This is a genomic window from Pseudomonas baltica, assembly GCF_031880315.1.
GTDB lineage: Bacteria > Pseudomonadota > Gammaproteobacteria > Pseudomonadales > Pseudomonadaceae > Aquipseudomonas.
The window spans coordinates 5300104-5317993 of sequence record NZ_CP134771.1 but is presented as its reverse complement, the minus strand read 5'-3'; the positions used below and the strand labels follow the sequence as shown (position 1 = coordinate 5317993).

At 63.5% G+C, this 17890-nt stretch carries 15 protein-coding genes and 2 pseudogenes; 7 read left to right on the top strand and 10 right to left on the bottom strand.

Annotation, left to right across the window (positions count from 1 at the left end; genetic code table 11):
- Positions 1–4 precede the first annotated feature (4 nt).
- From REH34_RS24175 to REH34_RS24165, 3 genes are read left to right on the top strand one after another with little or no spacing between them, the layout of a single operon-like run.
- On the top strand, positions 5–754 hold the full coding sequence (locus REH34_RS24175) for a 5-oxoprolinase subunit PxpA (protein ID WP_226507326.1): 750 nt from the start codon (positions 5–7) through the stop codon (positions 752–754).
- A complete protein-coding gene (locus REH34_RS24170) occupies positions 751–1482 on the top strand; it encodes a carboxyltransferase domain-containing protein (protein ID WP_311969424.1) in 732 nt (243 codons plus the stop codon). The genes REH34_RS24175 and REH34_RS24170 overlap by 4 nt, the downstream gene beginning before the upstream one ends.
- Positions 1479–2417, top strand: a complete 939-nt coding sequence (locus REH34_RS24165; RefSeq protein WP_311969423.1) for a biotin-dependent carboxyltransferase family protein — start codon at positions 1479–1481, stop codon at positions 2415–2417. Before REH34_RS24170 ends, REH34_RS24165 begins: the two co-directional genes overlap by 4 nt.
- Positions 2418–2431: 14 nt before the next feature.
- Here REH34_RS24165 and REH34_RS24160 read toward each other — a convergent pair whose 3' ends face one another.
- Positions 2432–4699, bottom strand: coding sequence for an EAL domain-containing protein (locus tag REH34_RS24160; RefSeq protein ID WP_311969422.1), 2268 nt, complete (start codon positions 4697–4699; stop codon positions 2432–2434).
- 258 nt (positions 4700–4957) lie between these two features.
- Between REH34_RS24160 and REH34_RS24155 the strand changes: the two genes are divergently transcribed.
- Both REH34_RS24155 and REH34_RS24150 read left to right on the top strand, forming a co-directional pair.
- Positions 4958–5530 (top strand): cytochrome b, encoded by a 573-nt coding sequence (locus tag REH34_RS24155; protein WP_311969421.1) that lies wholly within the window; start codon positions 4958–4960, stop codon positions 5528–5530.
- A 199-nt stretch (positions 5531–5729) separates the two neighbouring features.
- Positions 5730–6038, top strand: coding sequence for a YgdI/YgdR family lipoprotein (locus REH34_RS24150; protein ID WP_311969420.1), 309 nt, complete (start codon positions 5730–5732; stop codon positions 6036–6038).
- Between the two features lie 104 nt (positions 6039–6142).
- Here REH34_RS24150 and REH34_RS24145 read toward each other — a convergent pair whose 3' ends face one another.
- Together REH34_RS24145 and REH34_RS24140 are read right to left on the bottom strand one after the other, a co-directional pair.
- On the bottom strand, positions 6143–7450 hold the full coding sequence (locus REH34_RS24145; RefSeq protein ID WP_226507332.1) for an LLM class flavin-dependent oxidoreductase: 1308 nt from the start codon (positions 7448–7450) through the stop codon (positions 6143–6145).
- Positions 7451–7587: 137 nt separating this feature from the next.
- Positions 7588–7786 (bottom strand): annotated as a pseudogene (locus REH34_RS24140) (inositol 2-dehydrogenase); the annotation flags it as partial.
- A 161-nt stretch (positions 7787–7947) separates the two neighbouring features.
- Between REH34_RS24140 and REH34_RS24135 the strand changes: the two are divergent.
- Positions 7948–8868, top strand: a complete 921-nt coding sequence (locus REH34_RS24135) for a substrate-binding domain-containing protein (RefSeq protein WP_311969419.1) — start codon at positions 7948–7950, stop codon at positions 8866–8868.
- Positions 8869–8936: 68 nt separating this feature from the next.
- Here REH34_RS24135 and REH34_RS30350 read toward each other — a convergent pair.
- A pseudogene (locus REH34_RS30350) lies at positions 8937–9053 on the bottom strand (alpha/beta hydrolase fold domain-containing protein); the annotation flags it as partial.
- Positions 9054–9211: 158 nt separating this feature from the next.
- The gene (locus REH34_RS24125) at positions 9212–9676 is read right to left on the bottom strand and encodes a hypothetical protein (protein ID WP_226507334.1); all 465 of its coding nucleotides are present in this window, start codon (positions 9674–9676) and stop codon (positions 9212–9214) included.
- Between the two features lie 403 nt (positions 9677–10079).
- Here REH34_RS24125 and REH34_RS24120 point away from each other — a divergent pair, with 403 nt between their 5' ends.
- Positions 10080–11750 (top strand): rhodanese-like domain-containing protein, encoded by a 1671-nt coding sequence (locus REH34_RS24120; RefSeq protein WP_311969418.1) that lies wholly within the window; start codon positions 10080–10082, stop codon positions 11748–11750.
- 85 nt (positions 11751–11835) lie between these two features.
- Here the strand turns inward: REH34_RS24120 and REH34_RS24115 are convergent, their stop codons facing one another.
- The 5 genes from REH34_RS24115 to REH34_RS24095 form a co-directional block, all read right to left on the bottom strand.
- The gene (locus tag REH34_RS24115) at positions 11836–12615 is read right to left on the bottom strand and encodes a class II aldolase/adducin family protein (protein ID WP_311969417.1); all 780 of its coding nucleotides are present in this window, start codon (positions 12613–12615) and stop codon (positions 11836–11838) included.
- The gene (locus REH34_RS24110; protein ID WP_311969416.1) at positions 12612–13835 is read right to left on the bottom strand and encodes an acyl-CoA dehydrogenase family protein; all 1224 of its coding nucleotides are present in this window, start codon (positions 13833–13835) and stop codon (positions 12612–12614) included. Before REH34_RS24110 ends, REH34_RS24115 begins: the two co-directional genes overlap by 4 nt.
- A complete protein-coding gene (locus REH34_RS24105; RefSeq protein ID WP_311969415.1) occupies positions 13832–14737 on the bottom strand; it encodes a TauD/TfdA family dioxygenase in 906 nt (301 codons plus the stop codon). Before REH34_RS24105 ends, REH34_RS24110 begins: the two co-directional genes overlap by 4 nt.
- 21 nt (positions 14738–14758) lie before the next feature.
- Entirely contained in the window at positions 14759–16195 is a 1437-nt protein-coding gene (locus REH34_RS24100; RefSeq protein WP_311969414.1) for an FAD-dependent oxidoreductase, read from the bottom strand.
- A 77-nt stretch (positions 16196–16272) separates the two neighbouring features.
- A complete protein-coding gene (locus REH34_RS24095) occupies positions 16273–17883 on the bottom strand; it encodes an ABC transporter substrate-binding protein (RefSeq protein WP_311969413.1) in 1611 nt (536 codons plus the stop codon).
- Positions 17884–17890 lie beyond the last annotated feature (7 nt).

Genomic DNA, 17890 nt, shown 5'->3' with positions numbered 1-17890 from the left:
CCGCATGAGCCAAATCCTACTCAACTGCGACATGGGCGAAAGCTACGGCGCCTGGACCATGGGTCTGGACGCCGAAGTCATGCCCCTGGTCGATTGCGCCAACATCGCCTGCGGCTTTCATGCCGGCGATCCCGGAACCTTGCGCAAGACCGTGGCCATGGCCCTGGAGCACGATGTGCGTATCGGCGCGCACCCGGCCTACCCGGACCTGCTCGGCTTCGGCCGCCGCTCCATGGCCTGCTCGGCGCAGGAAATCGCCGACCTGCTGCACTATCAGATCGGCGCCTTGCAGGGCATTTGCACTGCCCAGGGCGGCCGCGTGCAGTACGTCAAACCCCACGGCGCGCTGTACAACGACATGATGGCCAACCCGATGGTGCTGCGCGCCGTGGTCACCGCCATCGCCCACTACGACGAGCAACTGCCGCTGATGCTGATGTCCACTGCCGACAATAGCGCCGCTGAGGCGATCGCCGCCGAAACCGGCGTGCAGTTGTGGTTCGAGACCTTCGCCGACCGCGCCTACGATCGCGCCGGCCACTTGGTCTCGCGGCGTTTGCCAGGCGCCGTGCATCATGATGCCAGCGTCATCGTCGAGCAGGCCAAGACCCTGGCCGGTCAGCAACCGCTGCTGGCCAACGACGGCAGCGTCCTGCAGCTGCGCACCGACACCCTCTGCGTGCATGGCGACAACCCGGAGTCGGTCGCCGCGGTCCAGCGTATCCGCGAAGCCCTGGGACCTCGCGCCTCATGACCCGTTTTACCTATGCCCGCACGCGCGCCGGCCAGTTGGAAACCGTCGCGGTGGACTGCGTGATGATCCGCCTGTTCGAGCGCATCGAAGAAGACAACGTGCCCTGGCTGCTGGCGGCCGCTGCAAGGTTGCGCGCGGCATTCGGTGAACGCCTGATCGACCTGGTGCCCTCCTATACCACCCTGATGCTGCACTACGAGCTGCAGCAACTGGCGCCCCGCGACGCTGCCGCGCTGATCATCGACGCCCTCGCCGACCTGACCCCAGACAGCCAGATCGCCGGCCAATGCCATGAATTGCCGGTGTGGTACGACCGTAGCGTCGGCCCCGAGCTGCAACGCCTGGCCAGCGCCGGCGCGTTCGGGATCGACGAAGTGATCCGCCGCCATTGCGCCAAGGCCTATCAAGTCTTCGCCCTGGGCTTCACCCCCGGTTTCGCCTTCATGGGCCTGGTCGAACCCGCGCTGGCCACGTCGCGGCTCAGTACCCCCCGGCAAAAAATCATGGCGGGCAGTGTCGGCATCGGCGAGCGTCAGACCGCCATCTACCCCTCGGTATCCCCGGGCGGCTGGAACATCCTCGGGCGCTGCCCGACGCCGCTGTTCGACCGCGAGCGCGAAGGCTTCGCCCTCATGCAACCGGGCGACACCGTGCGCTTCGTGGCCATCGACAAGGCCGAATTCATTCACCTGGGTGGCGACGACACGCCGCTGGAGAGCGCGGCATGAGCGGTTTGCAGATCGAGAAAAGCACACCCCTGTGCCTGTTGCAGGACGGCGGACGCTTCGGCGCGCGCCACCTGGGCGTGACTCAGGGCGGCGCGGCCGACTGGGTGTCGATGTCCTGGGCCAACTGGCTGCTGGGCAACAGCGTGGACGCGGCCGTGGTGGAAATCGCCCTCGGTGGCTTCAGCGTGGTGAGCCAGGGCGACTGCGTGCTGGCACTGGCAGGTGCCGACCTCGGCGCGCATATCGAGGGTCGACCACTGCTGCCGTGGCGGGCGTTTACCGTGCGCAAGGGCGAACGCCTGAGCTTCAACGGCGCGCAGGGTAATAGCGACTCCCCGAGCGGTGTACGTGCCTACCTGGCAGCGCCGGGCGGTTTCGCGGCGGACAGCGTGCTGGGCAGTCGCTCGACCGTGGCACGCGATGCCATGGGGGGATTGCGCGGGCAGGGCCAGGCGTTGGCCAGTGGTGAAGTCTTGAACGCCGCAGGGCTATCGGCGGTTACCACTCGGGAACTGTCAGCAGCGCTTGTCCCTCGGTTTACCACCCGCCCCGTGCTGGACGTGGTGATCGGCGCACAGATGGCCGCGTTCAGTGGCCAGAGCCTGTTCGATGCGTTCAACAGCGACTGGCAGGTCGATGCCCGCGCCGACCGCATGGGCGTTCGCTTGCTGGGGCCGGTGCTGGAGTATCAGGGTGCACCGATGATCTCCGAAGGTATCTCGCTGGGTTCGATCCAGGTGCCGCCGGATGGCCAGCCGATCGTGCTGGGCAACGACCGCCAGACGATCGGAGGCTATCCGCGGCTGGGGGCGTTGACCCCGCTGGCCAGTGCACGGCTGGCGCAGTGCATGCCCGGTGAAAGCCTGCGGTTCAGGCCGACCGTGGCGGATTCGGCGCGAGGGGAGCAGGTGCGGTTCATGGCCCGGTTTGGGTGATTCGGGCAAAAGGCTCAAGCCTGGTCATTGGCAGCCGACAGTGCTGGCCAGGCTCTCAGGATTGTGGTCATTTCCTGCGCATTCACCGGGGGGCTGAGCAAATAGCCTTGAACGAATGGACACGCCATTTCCCTCAAGTGCTGAAGCTGTGCCAGGGTTTCAACGCCTTCGGCGGTAATACCTATCTTCAGCGTTCTGCCCAGCGACAGAATGCTTTTGACAATCGCGTCGGAGCGTTCAAACAACATCATTCTGGAAACGAATGAACGATCGATCTTTATCGCATCGATGGGATAGCGATCAATGAATCCAAGCGAACTGTAGCCGGTGCCAAAGTCGTCAAGCGCCACTCGAATCCCCAGCCCTCGCAGCGACTCCAGCACTTTCGCAATCTTCTCGGGTTCATGGATGAATACCGACTCGGTGATCTCTATCTGCAGTTCTCTGGCGTCAACGCCTGTTTCCTCAAGGATTGCAGCTATCTGGGCGACGTAGCCCGGACGACTCAGCTCGGTACCCGATACGTTCACATTCAAATGCAGTGCCAGTGCGCTGAATTCGGCCTTCCATCGCTGGAGCTCCGAACAGGCCCGATGCATGACCCACCCCCCCAGGTCATGAATCACGCCAATCTCTTCCGCCACACCAATGAACATATCGGGCGGAATATGGCCCAGCTCAGGATGTAACCATCTCACCAACGCTTCGACCCCGCGAATCTCTCCCGTGGTGACGTCATAGATAGGTTGATAGGCAACGGAAAATTGATCCTTGGCGATGGCCTGTCTGAGCGCGTTCTGAAGGAACAGCGCATCGACTGCCGCTTTGCGCATGGAGGCGTCGAAGATAGCCCAACGTCCCCGGCCCTCTTTTTTGGCGGCGTACATGGCGACATCTGCATCTCTGAGCAGGTCTTCCGGTGAGGAATGACTGCAATCAGCAGACACGATGCCCAGGCTGCATGAGGTGAAGATGTTTTGCCCATCGATGACGACGGGCATCGCCATTTCTTTCACTATTCGCTGCGCCAGTTCGACGGCTGCTCCCGATTGCTCCTCGCCCATGAGGAGAATGGCGAACTCATCTCCGCCAACGCGGGCAAATACATCCCCGTCCCTGACACAGGCTTCGAGTCTACGCGCTACCTGCGAAAGGAGGAGATCCCCAGCACGATGCCCTAGGCTGTCGTTGACGAACTTGAAGCGATCCAGATCCAGAAACAATACGGTGGCAGGCGCAGCCTGGGCGTGACCGGCCTGGTTGAACAGACCCAATAGCCGGTTCATGAGGTATGCGCGGTTATGCAGCGACGTCAATCCATCATGGAACGCCGCGTAGGACAGCTCCTGCTCTATGCGCTCTCTTTCGAGCAGGCGGGTCTCCAGCGCCGCCTTCGCTTCCCTGTCGGCCTGGGCCTGGCGCTGCAGTAGCTCGGCGTCCTTGCGTTCACTGATGTCCCGTTGGACAGAGACCCAATGGGTAAACCAACCCCGCTCATTCGCCACTGGCACGATGCTCAGTTGCACCCAGAATCTGCTGCCATCGCTTCGGGCGTTGATCAGTTCGACTTCGATGGGTTCCCACTTCAACAGCGATGCGCGGACCAAATCCAAGGTGTCACGACAAGTTTCGTCGCAATGCAGAATCCGGGGCGTCTTGCCCAAGACTTCGGCCAGGCTGAATCCAGTGGTGGAAAGAAACGCCGGATTGCAGTAGACGATTCTCGGCCCCGGGGTATCGATAGGCTCCGCTTGAGTGATGAGGATCGCATCCTTTGCATTCACCACCACAGACTCGAGCAATCTGAGACGCTCGATCGAGGGCTTGTCCTTCGCTGCCACGCCACCGATGCCGGCCTGCAGTATCTCGCTGGCAATGGCTGCATGGGTCTGCAACGCATAGGTTTGCGCAGCGCTCAGACGCTGCTGCGCAACAGTACTGGAGACGAACAGAACGCCAATCAGCTCCAGCGCCTTGCCACGCAGCGCTACCGCGACGATGAAATCCTGGCCTGCGTTGTGGAAATCGTGAAGCGGCGCCGGCAGACTCGCGCCCATCACCTCATTGACCATGAGCAGGTCGCGATCAGCCAAGGATGACTTCAGCCAGGCCTCGGTCGACGGCTCGAAAACCAATGGATGGTCTACCTCGAATCGGGAAATGACTTCCCAACCAAAAGCACCGGTGGCGATGAAGCCGCAGGCACACTCTGCAGAGTGCGCGGCGGCCTGAACAACTTTGTCTAGAGCAGTGTGATGAAGATCGCTGGAAGCGTTAACCATTTTGCCCACCTGATGCAGCATAGCCCGGCGGAGGCCGTAAAATTTTTTTCAAGATATCACTTTGACATCATTGCCGAACGATTAATACCAGCCGACCTCATCTCGCTGGTCGGATATACGTCCCTGCCGCAACGGTGGATCACCCATCCTCGCGTCCGTCTGCCCAAATCCTGTCAGCGCGCCAGGCCAGGCAACTGCCTGTATACCTACCCATCCGCTATGCTAGCCCCCACAATACCGCTAAAAACCAGGCGCCCCATGCCCATTCCTCGCTACCACGGCTTCGCCCAGGCCCTGCACTGGGTCACTGCCGGTGCCTTGTGCCTGTTGCTGCCGTTCGTCTGGGTAGCCGAAAACTTCCCGCCCGGCCCGATCCGCACCTTCTGGTACATGGCCCACGAATCCATGGGCATTTCGGTCTTTTTGCTGGTACTGATGCGCCTCACCTGGCGTTGGCGGCACAGGCCACCGCCCTACCCCAGGCATATGGGCACGGCCCAGCGCTGGGTCGCCTCGCTCAATCACGCCTTGCTGTATGCGGTGCTGCTGGTGATGCCCATCACCGGTTACATGATGGCCGGCAATGGCCAATGGGTACCCTGGTTCCGGCTGGTGAACCTGCCGGGCTTCGCCCACAACGAGGCGCTGGGCATCACCGCCGACGGCATTCACGTCGCGGGGCAATTCGTGCTTTACGGCCTGATCTTTCTCCATGTCGCCGCCACCGCGTGGCACGTCGCAGTGCGTCGCGATGGCATGCTCGAACGAATGCTGCCCGAACAATACGCCGCGCAAAATAGCGATGAGCAGGATGTCGAAGAGAAAAAATAAGCGATCACCGACAAACGGGATGAATGGATTCAGCCTGCCCTTTCACACAGGTGGTATGGCTATCAGAAAATATCAGCCATCGCCGTCCGTCGGAGTGATGGCCATACGCCAGTGATTTTTCCGAAGCGCCCGAATATATTGGCCCCGCCTGCCATCGAAGCCGTAATAGGCACAGGCTTTTTACATCTCCGGAGCCCTCATGAAATACAACAAATGGTTGGCCACCCCAGGTCAACTCATGGATGAGGCGAGTCAAAAGCAAGGAACCGCAAACACCTTTCAAAATCTTCAGGCATGGCAACGCGGCGTGCGCGGTCTGATCATGGCAGTGGTCGTCGCTGGCATCAGTGCCTGCTCGAGCAACTACGCGATCAAGACCACCGACGGTACGGTCTACAATACGCAGGGAGCTCCGACCCTGGAGAATGGGGCATACAAATTCGTCGACGCGCAAGGCAAGCAGCAGCAACTCTTCCTGTCCAAGGTCACGCAGGTTGAAAAGCGTTGAAGCTCAGGCATTGACGTCCAGCACACGCAACGCGGGTGTCGCTGAATTCAAAAGCCCCGGCAATTCACACTGCCGGAGCTTTTGCGTAAACGAGCGCCGCGTTTTTAGCGGATCGGCAAGCCCAGATTACCGCGCAACGTCGTGGCCTCGTACTCCCGACGGAACACCCCGCGCTCCTGCAGGATAGGCAACACCTCTTCGTTGAAGCGGCGAAACTGTGCCGGGTGGCTCACGGAGATATTGAAACCGTCCAACGCGCGTCCTTCGAACCAGCGGATCATCTCGTTGGCTACGGTCTGCGCCGAGCCCACGAACGGCCGCGGTTTCAGCTGGCTGACGAACTCGATGGTCTGGCGCAGGCTGTAATCACGCCCCGCCGCCAGCTCGGTGATGCGCTTGGCGCCGGTGTAGAAACTCTTTTTTGCGTACTCCAGCGCTTGCACCGGGAACGGCGCATCAAGGTCGTACTGGCGGAAGTCGTGCCAGCCGAAGTTGCGACCGAACTCGCCCAACGCCAGGTCGAAGTCGTGATCCTGGGCATGGTAGTGGGCTTCGATCTCGCGGGCGTGGGCATCGGTGTCGCCGACGTACACCTGAAAACCGGGCAGGATGACGATCTGCTCGGGGTCGCGGCCCTGGCGCTCGGCGCGGCTTTTGATGTCCCGATAAAACGCCTGCCCTTGCTCGAAGCTGGCGGCGTGGGTGAATACTGCATCGGCGATGTTCGCGCCCAGGTCGCGGCCCTGTTCCGAATCCCCGGCCTGAAAAATCACCGGCTCGCCCTGCGGTGAGCGCTGGATATTCAGCGGCCCGACCACGCTGAAATGCTCGCCCTTGTGATTGAGCGCGTGCAATTTGTCGTTATCGAGGAACTGCGCCGTTTCACGGTTATAGGGGAACGCATCTTTCTCGTAGGATTTCCACAGCCCCTGCACCACGCGCACGTGCTCCAGCGCACGGCCGTAGCGGGTGTCGTAGTCGTAGTGTTCGTCCTTGCTGTAATTGCCAGCAGTGCCCGCGTCGCCGCTGGTGACTACGTTCCAGCCGGCGCGGCCCTTGCTGATCAGGTCCAGCGAGGCCAGCCGTCGCGCCACGTTGAAGGGGTCGTTGTAGGAGGTGGTCAGGGTACCGACCAGACCCAGGTGCTGGGTGGCCATGGCGAGGGCCGAGAGCAAGGTCAGGGGCTCCAGGCGATTGAGGTAATGGGGCGGCGAGTCCTTGGTGATGAACTGGCTGTCGACCACGAACAACAAATCGTAACGCGCGGCTTCGGCCTGACGGGCGATATCGACGAACCAGTCAATGCTGACGCTGGCGTCGACCGGAAGATCGGTATCGAGCCACAGCTTGTGCTGGCCAGGGCCGCCAGCGCCGTACGGGACAACGCCGAGTTTGATTTGTCGCTTTGCCATTGGGGATCTGCCGTTGCCGATTAGAAAATGCATTTTTAGCATTTTCATTAGGTACGACATAAATACTTTTTATCACCCCGTTATTTCTTATAGTTATAAAAAAGCATCTTTCCCCCAAGCTACCACCCGTGTAGAGCCATCACCGTGTCGATGTCGTCACGGGCCAATGCCGCGGCACAGTCGTAAAGCCCGTTGCACCCGGGCTGCGCTGTCAACTCGTCGACGCCGGCCCGCCATGGATCGGCAATCAGCACCCGTCGTGCCTGCGGGTTGGCAGCGATCGGCGGCGTGAATCCTGCCGATGCGCCCGGCACCGAGCGCGGCGCATCTGAGCATGGTGGCTGTCCTGCTGTTCTTGTTGTGAGGTTATCTTGAGGTGTTATCGGGTCAATATGAGCCCATCGCAGTGCTAGTCTCAGTTGCGCAAGCTCGCCATGCACTCTGTACGTACCGCTTCACCCAGCGCCTCCACAACAACAAGAATCAGGACCGCACCCATGAAAAAAAGCCTGCTGGCTCTCGTCTTTCTCGCCTTCACACCCTGGGCCCTCGCCGATGTGCGCATCGGCGTCAGCATCGCCCAGGTGGACGACGTGTTCCTCGCGCAGATGCGTGACTACATGGCCGCTCACGCCAAGGAACTGCCCGGCGTCACTCTGCAGTTCGAGGATGCTCAGGGCGACGTGGTGCGCCAGCTCAATCAGGTGCAGAACTTCACCAGCCAGAACGTCGACGCAATCATCGTTAATCCGGTGGACACGGCCGCCACCGCCAAGATGACCACCGACGCCACCCAGGCAAAAATCCCGCTGGTGTACGTCAACCGGCGCCCCGACGCCGCCGTGCTGCCGGCCGGGGTCGGTTATATCGGTTCGGACGAGGTCAAGGCCGGCGAACTGCAGATGCAATACCTGGCTGACAAGATGGGCGGCAAAGGCAACCTGGCGATCATGCTCGGGCTTTTGTCCAACAACGCCACGCACAATCGCACCCAGGGCGTGAAAGAGGTGCTGAAAAAGTACCCGGAAATCCACATCGTCGAAGAACAGTCCGCCGAGTGGCAGCGCAGCAAAGCCATCGACCTGATGAGCAACTGGATCATCTCGGGCAAGCGGATCGACGCGGTGGCGGCCAATGCCGATGAGATGGCCATCGGCGCTGCCATGGCCATCGCCCAGGCCGGCAAACAACCGGGCAAGGACATCCTGGTAGCCGGCAGCGACGGTGGCGCAGCCGGGCTGCAAGCGATCAAGCAAGGCCAACTGGTAGTCACGGTGTATCAGGACAACAAAGGCCAGGCCGTGGGTTCCATCGACCTCGCGCTGAAAATGGCCCGCAAGGAAAACTACACGCCTGAGGTCACCATCCCCTACCAGTTGATCACCCTGGACAACTACCAGAAATTTCTCAATCCCTGATCGGTAACGGCGGCGCCCGGTGACGCCGCCATTCTCCCTACTATCGGCAGATCGAGCGGGATCCACTTGTAGACGGCCAAGGCATCGTCATGCGCCGCGGGAAACGTGTGTTCAGGCGCCAGCCGGTAATCCACCGAAATCACCACCGCATTGGCCTGCTTGGCGATGCCGCGAGCACCGCCGTTCTGCCTATCTGGCTTATACGCAACGCGGTTCGTTCAAAGATTCAGTGCAAGCGGCGGACAGGCCGGCAACTGCCGCCACTGAATGAACATCAATCCGATGATGCGCCGAAGGCGAGCTGCACGTCGCGACATGCCACTCGGCACGTCCCATCAACCGCTCAGCCCGCGGCTCTCAAGCTCGCCATAGGCGCCGCCCGGGCCTGCTCGCGCGCCGCGCACTCGAGCACCATGCGCAGCCAGTCGCGCACCTGCGCCCAGGACTGCGGGTTGCCCTCCGCGCCGAACAGCCAGCGAGCCATCTCGACTTCCAGCCCGAAGTACACGCACACCGCGTCCCAGCCGCTGGCCAGTCGGGGTGGATAACCGGGCACCAAGGAAGGCGCGCGGGTGGTCGGTTCGAGATCACGCAGGTTCAGACCGACAAAGCGGCTGTCGAGGCAGGCGAACCCTACGGCGCAGCCGGACGCGCCCAATGGATGGTCGACATTGGCGATCCACAGGTCCGGCAAAAACGTCGGCTGGCGCCGGGTCGCGGTGATGAACCCTGGACGGGACGCATACCAACGGCCGGTCGCCAACTCATCCAGCATCTCCACCATCAGCGACAGTCGTTGCGTATCCATTGATTTCCCCCCGATCCCCGATCCAGACGCCGCAAGCGCGGTCTCTTGAGTTGGATCGGACCGAGTTATGGGGGATACGTTCAGTGGCGGCTGTGAGCAAATGGCCTTTTTGTAGCCCAGGTCACGTTTTGGAGCGCCGTATGGCATCGATCTTTTTTGCGAACAACGGATGCCGCTCGATGGCATGCGCTAACGGCACCCTGGATCGTCTGGAGCGCCAGTCAGCATCCGAACTTTTTGTTGGCTCTTATGCTGCACAGGCCTTGGACAGAAAGGTTGCAGCGCCGTTAACCTCGCCCTTAGAAAATCCCAGCCGGCACAGATGCGCCAGCGCAATTCCCAAGCATGCCGCGCGCGCCTCGCTACAGATCACTGAATAGCCAACGTTTGGAGTTTGACGCCTGTGACCTCCCCGACCCCTTTGATCAGCACCACCAACCTGGCCGACCGCGTGCGCGCCGCCAGCCAGGGCCAGGGCGAAATCGCCGTGATCGATGTGCGCGAGCAACACGCCTATGCCGAACAACTGATCCTGCTGTCCACCAACCTGCCCCTGCAGCGCCTGGAACTCAGCGTGGCCACGGCCTTGCCACGCCTGCAAACCCCCATCGTCATCGTCGACCACCACGGCGAACTGGCCGAGCAGGCGGTGCAGCGCTTGCGGCAACTGGGCTACAGCGATCTGAGCATTCTCGATGGCGGTATCCAGGGCTGGCAGGCGGCGGGGCTAACGCTGTACGACGGTTTCAACGTGCGCAGCAAAGCCTTCGCCGAACGGATCGAGCATGATTTCGGCACCCCGGCCATCTGCGCCACCGAGCTGTTCGCCCGCCAATCCCGCGGCGAAGACATCCTGGTGCTCGACAGCCGCCCCTATGAGGAATACCACCACAGCACCGTGCCCGGCGCGCTGTCGGTGCCGGGCGCCGAACTGATCCGCAACGTGCGCGACATCGCCCCCAACCCGCGCACCACGCTGGTGGTCAGCTGCGGTGGCCGTACCCGCAGCATAGTCGGCGCCCAGGCGCTGATCAGCGCCGGCGTGCCCAACCCGGTATTCTCCCTGCGCAACGGCACCGGCGGCCTGCGCCTGGATGGCATCGATCTGCAATATGGCGCGATCGGCGCCCACGCCCAACCCAGCACCGATGCCTTGGCCTGGGCTGAACACGCGGCCCGCCAATGGGAGGGGCAGACGCCCACCACGCTGCTGTCCGCCGAACTATTGCAGCGCTGGCAAGCCGACCCGCAACGCACCCTGTACGTGCTGGATCTGCGCGAGGCACCCAGCTATGCCGCCGGCCACCATCCGCTGGCGCGTAATGTTTCCGGCGGTCAGGTGTTGCAGGCGATCGACGTGCATGCGCCGGTGTGGAACGCGCGCATCGTGCTGATCGACGACGCCAGCTTGGTGCGTGCCCGGCAGACGGCGTTCTGGCTGGCGCAACTGGGCAGTTTCGAGGTCGGCATTATCGCCCACAACGAGTTGCCCGAAGCCCACGTCCAGGGCGCCCCCCCCGCTGCGGTACGCCAGGCCCGGCAGGCGCAGATCATCGTACTCGAAGCGGCGCAATTGGCCAGTGCCCTGCAGGCCGACAACGAACGCGCGCGCCCAACGGTCATCGACCTGTCACTGAGCCCGGCCTACCGCAAGGCGCATATTCCCGGCAGCCAATGGGCGCTGCGCAGCCAGTTGCCAGAGCTACTGGAGAGTTTCAGCGCCGACCAGCCACTGGTGCTCACCTGCGAAGACGGGCGCTTGTCTCGGGTGGCGGCGGAGTATCTGGTGGCCGAGAGCCCCGAACGGGTATCCCGGTTGTTTGCCCTTGCTGGCGGCAATCTGGCCTGGCAAGCGGCCGGGCTGCCAACCATGGCCTCGCAGATCAACGGCCCCGCCGACGTCGCGCATTTCGTCGATGTGTGGACACCGCCTCAGCAGACCATCGGTGACATGCTTGGGGCGGTGAAAAAGTATCTGAACTGGGAGGTCGACCTGCTCGATCAACTGGCCCGTGATCCGCTCAATGATGTGATCATTCGGGGGTTGTTGGTGCCGTCACGCGCAGGTGCATGACGGCGATTGAGCGGTGCGGCGAATGGCCTCTTCGCGAGCAAGGATTCGGCCTGGCTGACGCCAAAGACTACGGACCAGGCCAACATCAAACCGCATACCCCGGATCTTCACGATCGATCTTGCGCCTGAACGCCGCCCACTCGACCTTGGCCCGTGGCGACCAACTCTGTTCGCTGTAGATCGAGGCGCCGAAGCGAATGCTCTCCTCCACCTGCAGCGGATCGATCTCGCGCAACCGACCACCCGCCTGGGCAGCCAGTTGAATGGCACAGGCACGTTCCAGGCGCACCATCAGGCAAAAGGCTTCGCCCAGGCTGGCGCCCACGGTCAGGGTGCCGTGGTTGCGCAGCATGAGGATCTGCCCGTTGCCGACCGCGGCCGCCATGCGCGCGCATTCCTCGCGGTCCAGCCTGGCACCGGTGTAGTCGTAATAACGCACGCGGCTGAGGATCATCAGCGCGCTTTGCGAAGCCGGCAGCAGGCCGTCGTGCTGACTGGCCACACCCGTACCCGCCACCGAGTGCAGATGGATCGCCGCCTGCGCCTGAGGATGAGCCGCGTACAGACCGCCGTGAATCACATCGGCGGCCTTGTTGACGCCGTATTCCGACTGCCCGTTGATCTCGCCGCAGGTGTTGATGCGGATCAATGACGAGGCGGTGATTTCTTCGAAGAACAGCCCATAGGGATTGACCAGGTATTCGTCGACAGTGCCGGGAATGCGCATCGAAAAGTGCGTGCCCAGCAGATCGCTCCAGCCCATCTGCGCTCCCAGCCGATACGCCGCAGCGAGGTCCAGGCGGGCGGCCCATTCGACCTCGGACATACCGGCGGGCGCCGGCGGTGACAACGGCGTGCGGCTCATGCGCCATGCTCCCATATTTTGAGGGCAGCACTGGCGGCGGCGTTCGGGCCTTGCAGCAGCTCCGTGCCGACTTGCGCGGCGGTGCGGTCCAGGTGCTCGCGCATGGTCAGGAAACGCAGGTCGCGGTATTGCCGGACCAGCGGCGAGCCGGGGCCAAAATGACTGGGGCCGACGATCTGCACCACCACGTCGAGCAACTGCTGGGCAACGTCGATGGCCTGGTGCTTGGCGCCGAGCGAGGCTTGCGCCGCAGCCACCTGGTCGGCCTGGGTCCACAACCAGGCCGCGCGATACAGCAACCCGCGTGCACCGTCGATGGCGAAGCGCAGGCGCCCGAGATGACGCTGCACGTGTGGGTCATCGGTGGTGCCGCGACGATTGATGGCGGTGATCGCCAATTGCAGGATGCCTTCGGCGGCGCCGACGTATTGCGCCGCAAAACCGAGGTCGGCCTTGACCGACCATTGCCCGGCAAAGTGCTGGTTGCAGGCCCCGATGGTGTCGGCCCAACCGACCTGCACTGCGTCGAACTTGACCGTCGGGCTGACCGCCGCACGCATGCCCAGCGGATCCCATGAGCCTTCGACGAAACTCACCCCGTGCGCCGCCACCGGTACTGCCACGGCGATCCGCTGGTGAGCGACGAAACGTTCGCCTTGCGGGCTGACCGGCGTGGCCGACTCATCGAAGGCGCCATCGGCCAGCACCAGCAGGTACTTCGACGCGCTGGCCAAGGTTGCATAGTTCTTCACGCCGTCCAGTCGCCAACCGCCATCCACGGCCTGGGCGGTGGTCTGGTTGCGCGCGCCACGGGCAGTGCGCCCTGGCTCACTGCCCAGGGTGGTCATCAGCACGCCGTTGTCGATGACGTCACCGAGGATGCGCTGACGCTGCTCGAGCGTCGCTGTCTGGTCGATGTAGTGCGCCGCGTGGCTGTGCACTTGCAGGCAGTGACTGGTCGCCAGGCACACTTGGGCGATTTGCTCCAGGGCCAGCAGATAGGCCAGCGGATCATCGCCCTGGATACCCCCACCGGCACCGCCGACATCGCGACCGATGACCAGGCCCAACAGGCCCTGGCTACGCAGGTCGGCAATATTGTCGACGGGCACCTCGGCCAGCTGGTCGTAATGCCCTGCCCGCGCCGCGAAGGCCTCCCTCGCCAGCTCGCGGGAGACCGTCTGAACCCGCGCCTGTTCGGCACTCAGTGCGAGGTTCATGCCGCACCCGCGCTGTCGTCGCTGCTGCGGGTGACGCTGGTACGACCATCGATGGCGGTGGCGAAGGTACCGCTTACCGTCACCCGGCGCACCACGCGCTGGGCATCGTTGTAATCGTCAACGGCCTTGTGCAAGGTCGCGCGGTTGTCCCAGATCGCCACGTCGCCCTGCTGCCAGCGCCAGCGCACGATGTTCTCGTGGGCCGTGGCGTGGTCGTGGAGGATCGCCAGCAAGCGCGCCGAATCGGCACTGTTGAAGCCCACCAGGCGCTTGATGAAGTGGCCGAGCAACAGGGCACGCTCGCCGGTCTCGGGGTGCACGTGGACCAGCGGATGCTCGGTCTCGATCACCGCTTTCTTCGACAGTTGCGCATGAAAGGCCGCGGACGTGGCCGAGCCTGCCGGCACCAGTGCGCTGCTGTCGTAGACGTTGCTATGCACCGCCCAGAGCTGGTCGACGAAGCCCTTGAACACCTCCGGCAGATGGGCGTAGGCCGACGCGGTGTTGGTCCATAGCGTGTCGCCACCCAGTTCTGGAATTTCCACGCCGCGCAGCACCGACAGCGCCGGGAAGGCATTGAGGAAGGTCAGGTCGGCGTGCCAGGTGCTGGAGCGGGTGTCGCGGCTGTCGAGGTTCAAGGTCGCCTGGGTGCCTTGCAACGCGGCGCGGGCCGGGTGCCCTTGCAGCGGACCAAGGCGCGTGGTGAAGGCTTCGTGGCTGGCTTCGTCGAGGTGCGACTGGCCGCGAAAGAACAGCACCTTGTGCTTGAGCAAGGCCGCGCGAATGGCCGCCACGGTGCTGTCCGGCAGATCGCCGGACAGGCGCACGCCGTGCACTTGTGCACCAGTGCGCACGGTGAGCGGGCGCACGTCCAGCACTGGGGTGATTGCAGAAAGAGTCATCGTGCTTGTCTCCTGGGGCAGTCAGCCCGCGGAATGTTCAGAGGGGTTGGCGATGGCGTGGGCGTATTCCTCGAAGCGCAGTTCATCCGGCACTTCACTCAATAGCCGCGCGACCTGCTGGTCGAGGTCCTGCAGGAAGAAGTCCTTGACCAGATGGCTCACCAGCCGCGGCACGCCGTAACGAATGCTGCCGACATCGCCCACATGCCGGCCGAAGCTGGTGATCGCGGCAAAGTTGAAGCAGTAGATGTGCTCGATCCACGGCGCCGTACCGGGTACGCGCGGCTGGAACTGATAGCCCGGGCCCAGGTACGGATAACCGGCGTTGGGGCGCTGCTGCTCGGCAGCAGGAATCGCGTAGCGGTCACGCCACAGCGCGATGTCGCCGGCGATGGCGGCGAGTTCGCTGCGCAAGGCCAGGTCGCACTGGTAACCGGTCCCGGCGATCACCTGATCAACCGCTACCTGACCACCACGACTGACGAGTATGGCCTGGCGGCCATTGAAGCTGGCCTGCAGGTCGGCGGCATCCAGGTGCACGGTGAAATTCTCGAAACGCGTCGCCCGCGCGACCACTTCCGGGGTCGGGCCCGGCGAGCGCTCACGGAAATGCCAGGCCAGCTTCCAGCGCACGGCATCCGGCAGATTGGCAAAGTTCTCCTGGGCCGCCGGGTACTTCAGCGTGCCCATGTTCGAGGCAGCTGCCAGGCGCGGATGGCGGCAGTACAGGTGCACGTGGGCGGCGCCGGCTTCCAGCGCCGTGGCGGCGGCATCGAAGGCTGCGGAGCCGGCGCCTAGAACCGCGACTTCACGCCCGGCCAGGGCGGCGAAATCGATGGGCGCATCGGTGTGGGCGAGAATCTCGGCCGGCAGTGCGGCAATGATCGGCGCCGGGATATGGGGCGCGCCGCTGCCGACGATACCGGTGGCCAGCACCACCTTGCGGGTGGTCTCGGTGAAGGTGCGCTCGCCATCGCGCAGGTGCAGGCGCAACAGCCCTTCATAGGGCTCGATGCGCAGCAGCTCGATGCCGAAGCGCACCGCCACCTGGGTCTGCTCGCGCAGCCACTCCAGGTAGCGCGCCCACTCCACAGTCGGGATGCGCGGCAAGGCGTCGTAGGCGGCCTGGCCGTGCTGGGCTTCGTACCAGGCGCGGAAGGTCAGCGACGGAATATCCAGATCCGGCCCGGCACTGCTTTTAGCGGTGCGCAGGTTGCGCATCCGCGCCTTGGCCCGCCAGCTGCCGGTCAACTGTGGCGGGCGGCTTTCGATCACCGAGGTACGGGTCACGCCGGCACGGGCCAGGGCGAAGGCGGTGGTCACCCCGCTCTGCCCGCCACCGACCACCACCACGTCATGATCACTGCCAGGCAGGCTCGGTATCCAGTTGTCCGGCGCAGGTCCCAGCAAGCGCAAGTCGTCGTTGACGCGTTGTTGCAATAGCTCAAGAGTGTTCATTGAAGTGCCGTAGAAGTGGTGATCGTTAAGTCATCGACGCCCACGCATGCGGCCGTCGCTGTTGGCAATGCCGGCGCTTACGCCCAGTGCGCATCGAGCAAGCGCAGCGCTGCGGTGCCCTCGGTGGGCGCCCACTGCAGGCTTTTCTTGCGGCCGTAGACGCGGTGGATTTCTGAGATGAAAATCGCTGCCGCATCGTCGTGCAGGATGCGGCTGATACGCTGGAACAGCGCGCTGCGCCCGGCCGTGTCGCTGGTGTGCGCGGCCTCGGCGAACAGCGCCTCGACCTCGGGGTTGCTGTAGTCGGACCACGCCCCGGACTTGACGAACAGACCGCCCACCGGATGCGACGGGTCGTAGATGGCGTTGGCCACCTGTTGCACGGTCATCGGTGTGGTGCGGCGGGTGTCGTTCCAGATCGTCCAGGTGGCGTAGTCGACCACCTGGATCTGTGCGATCACGCCCACTTGCGACCAGTACGCGGCCACCGCCTCGGCCACCTCTTTGGGGGTATCGCTGGATATCAGCAGCTTGGTGGTGAAGCCCTTGGCGAAACCTGCGGCCGTGAGCAATTCACGGGCCTTGGCCGGATCATAGGCATAGGGCTGCAAGGTCGGATCGAAACCGTAGGGGTAGTGGCGCGAGATGCCGCTGGCCAGCGGCTCGCCGATGCCCTGCAGCACGGTCTTGATGATCGCGTTCTTGTCCAGCGCGTAGTTAAGCGCTTGGCGCACCTTGACGTCCGCCAATGGCAGTTGCGGATCGGTGGTGTAAGGGCGCACCAGCAGCGGAGCGGCCACCGGGTTGGCGACTGCGAAGAAATCCGCCGAGGCGCCCAGGCGCGCGAAGTCCTGCGCAGGCACGCCGACCACCAGGTCGATCTCGCCGGCCAGCAGAGCGTTGAGGCGGTTGCTTGCGTCTTTGATTGCACGGAAAACGATGCGCTTGATCGCCGGCTTCGAGCCCCAGTAATCGTCAAAGCGTTCCAGCTCCAGCAGGTTGCCGTCGGTGCTCAGCGACACCACCCGATACGGGCCGGCCGCCACCGGGGTGCGGGCGAAGAATTCCAGCGCGCTCAGTTCGGTGCTCTTGCCGTCAAGGGTGTAGTTACGCGCAATGATCGGCAGGTAACCGGCCAGCTTGTTGTGGAATGCGCCATCGGGCTTGAGCAAACGAAAGCGCACGGTGTGGCCGTCCACAACTTCGACACCCTCGACGAAGGGCGCGAAGAAGGCCCGCCGCGCGCTCTTGTTGGCCGGGTCGAGGGCGAATTCCATGGTGAACTTGACGTCGTCGGCGCTGAGCGTGCCGCCATGGTGAAACTTGACTCCGCGGCGCAGGTGATAGGTATAGCTCAGGCCATCCGGGGCGATTTCGAAGGCAGTGGCGAGGCTTGGCTGCAGCACGCCCTTGCTATCGAAACCGTATAGCCGGTCGAAGACCTGCAGCGTGTAGCGGTCCGAATCTCCGGTGCCGGCCACCACGCCGTTGAGGTTGACGAAGCCTTTGTCGAGGCCGATCACCAGGGTGTCCTGGTCGACGGCCGGGCCTTGGGTCGAGGCCGCCCACACGCCCGAGGCGCTGCCCAGGCCGGCCACGGCGGCCATGGCCATCGAGGCCTTCAGCAAGCTGCGGCGGCCCAGGCGGCTCGGGCCGTGGTGTTCGGTATTGTGGTCTTTGTCCGTCATGGTGATT

Coding starts and splice junctions, on each gene's coding strand:
- REH34_RS24175 (WP_226507326.1), top strand. CDS start 5: ATGAGCCAAATCCTACTCAACTGCGACATGGGCGAAAGCTACGGCGCC.
- REH34_RS24170 (WP_311969424.1), top strand. CDS start 751: ATGACCCGTTTTACCTATGCCCGCACGCGCGCCGGCCAGTTGGAAACC.
- REH34_RS24165 (WP_311969423.1), top strand. CDS start 1,479: ATGAGCGGTTTGCAGATCGAGAAAAGCACACCCCTGTGCCTGTTGCAG.
- REH34_RS24160 (WP_311969422.1), bottom strand. CDS start 4,699: ATGGTTAACGCTTCCAGCGATCTTCATCACACTGCTCTAGACAAAGTT.
- REH34_RS24155 (WP_311969421.1), top strand. CDS start 4,958: ATGCCCATTCCTCGCTACCACGGCTTCGCCCAGGCCCTGCACTGGGTC.
- REH34_RS24150 (WP_311969420.1), top strand. CDS start 5,730: ATGAAATACAACAAATGGTTGGCCACCCCAGGTCAACTCATGGATGAG.
- REH34_RS24145 (WP_226507332.1), bottom strand. CDS start 7,450: ATGGCAAAGCGACAAATCAAACTCGGCGTTGTCCCGTACGGCGCTGGC.
- REH34_RS24135 (WP_311969419.1), top strand. CDS start 7,948: ATGAAAAAAAGCCTGCTGGCTCTCGTCTTTCTCGCCTTCACACCCTGG.
- REH34_RS24125 (WP_226507334.1), bottom strand. CDS start 9,676: ATGGATACGCAACGACTGTCGCTGATGGTGGAGATGCTGGATGAGTTG.
- REH34_RS24115 (WP_311969417.1), bottom strand. CDS start 12,615: ATGAGCCGCACGCCGTTGTCACCGCCGGCGCCCGCCGGTATGTCCGAG.
- REH34_RS24110 (WP_311969416.1), bottom strand. CDS start 13,835: ATGAACCTCGCACTGAGTGCCGAACAGGCGCGGGTTCAGACGGTCTCC.
- REH34_RS24105 (WP_311969415.1), bottom strand. CDS start 14,737: ATGACTCTTTCTGCAATCACCCCAGTGCTGGACGTGCGCCCGCTCACC.
- REH34_RS24100 (WP_311969414.1), bottom strand. CDS start 16,195: ATGAACACTCTTGAGCTATTGCAACAACGCGTCAACGACGACTTGCGC.
- REH34_RS24095 (WP_311969413.1), bottom strand. CDS start 17,883: ATGACGGACAAAGACCACAATACCGAACACCACGGCCCGAGCCGCCTG.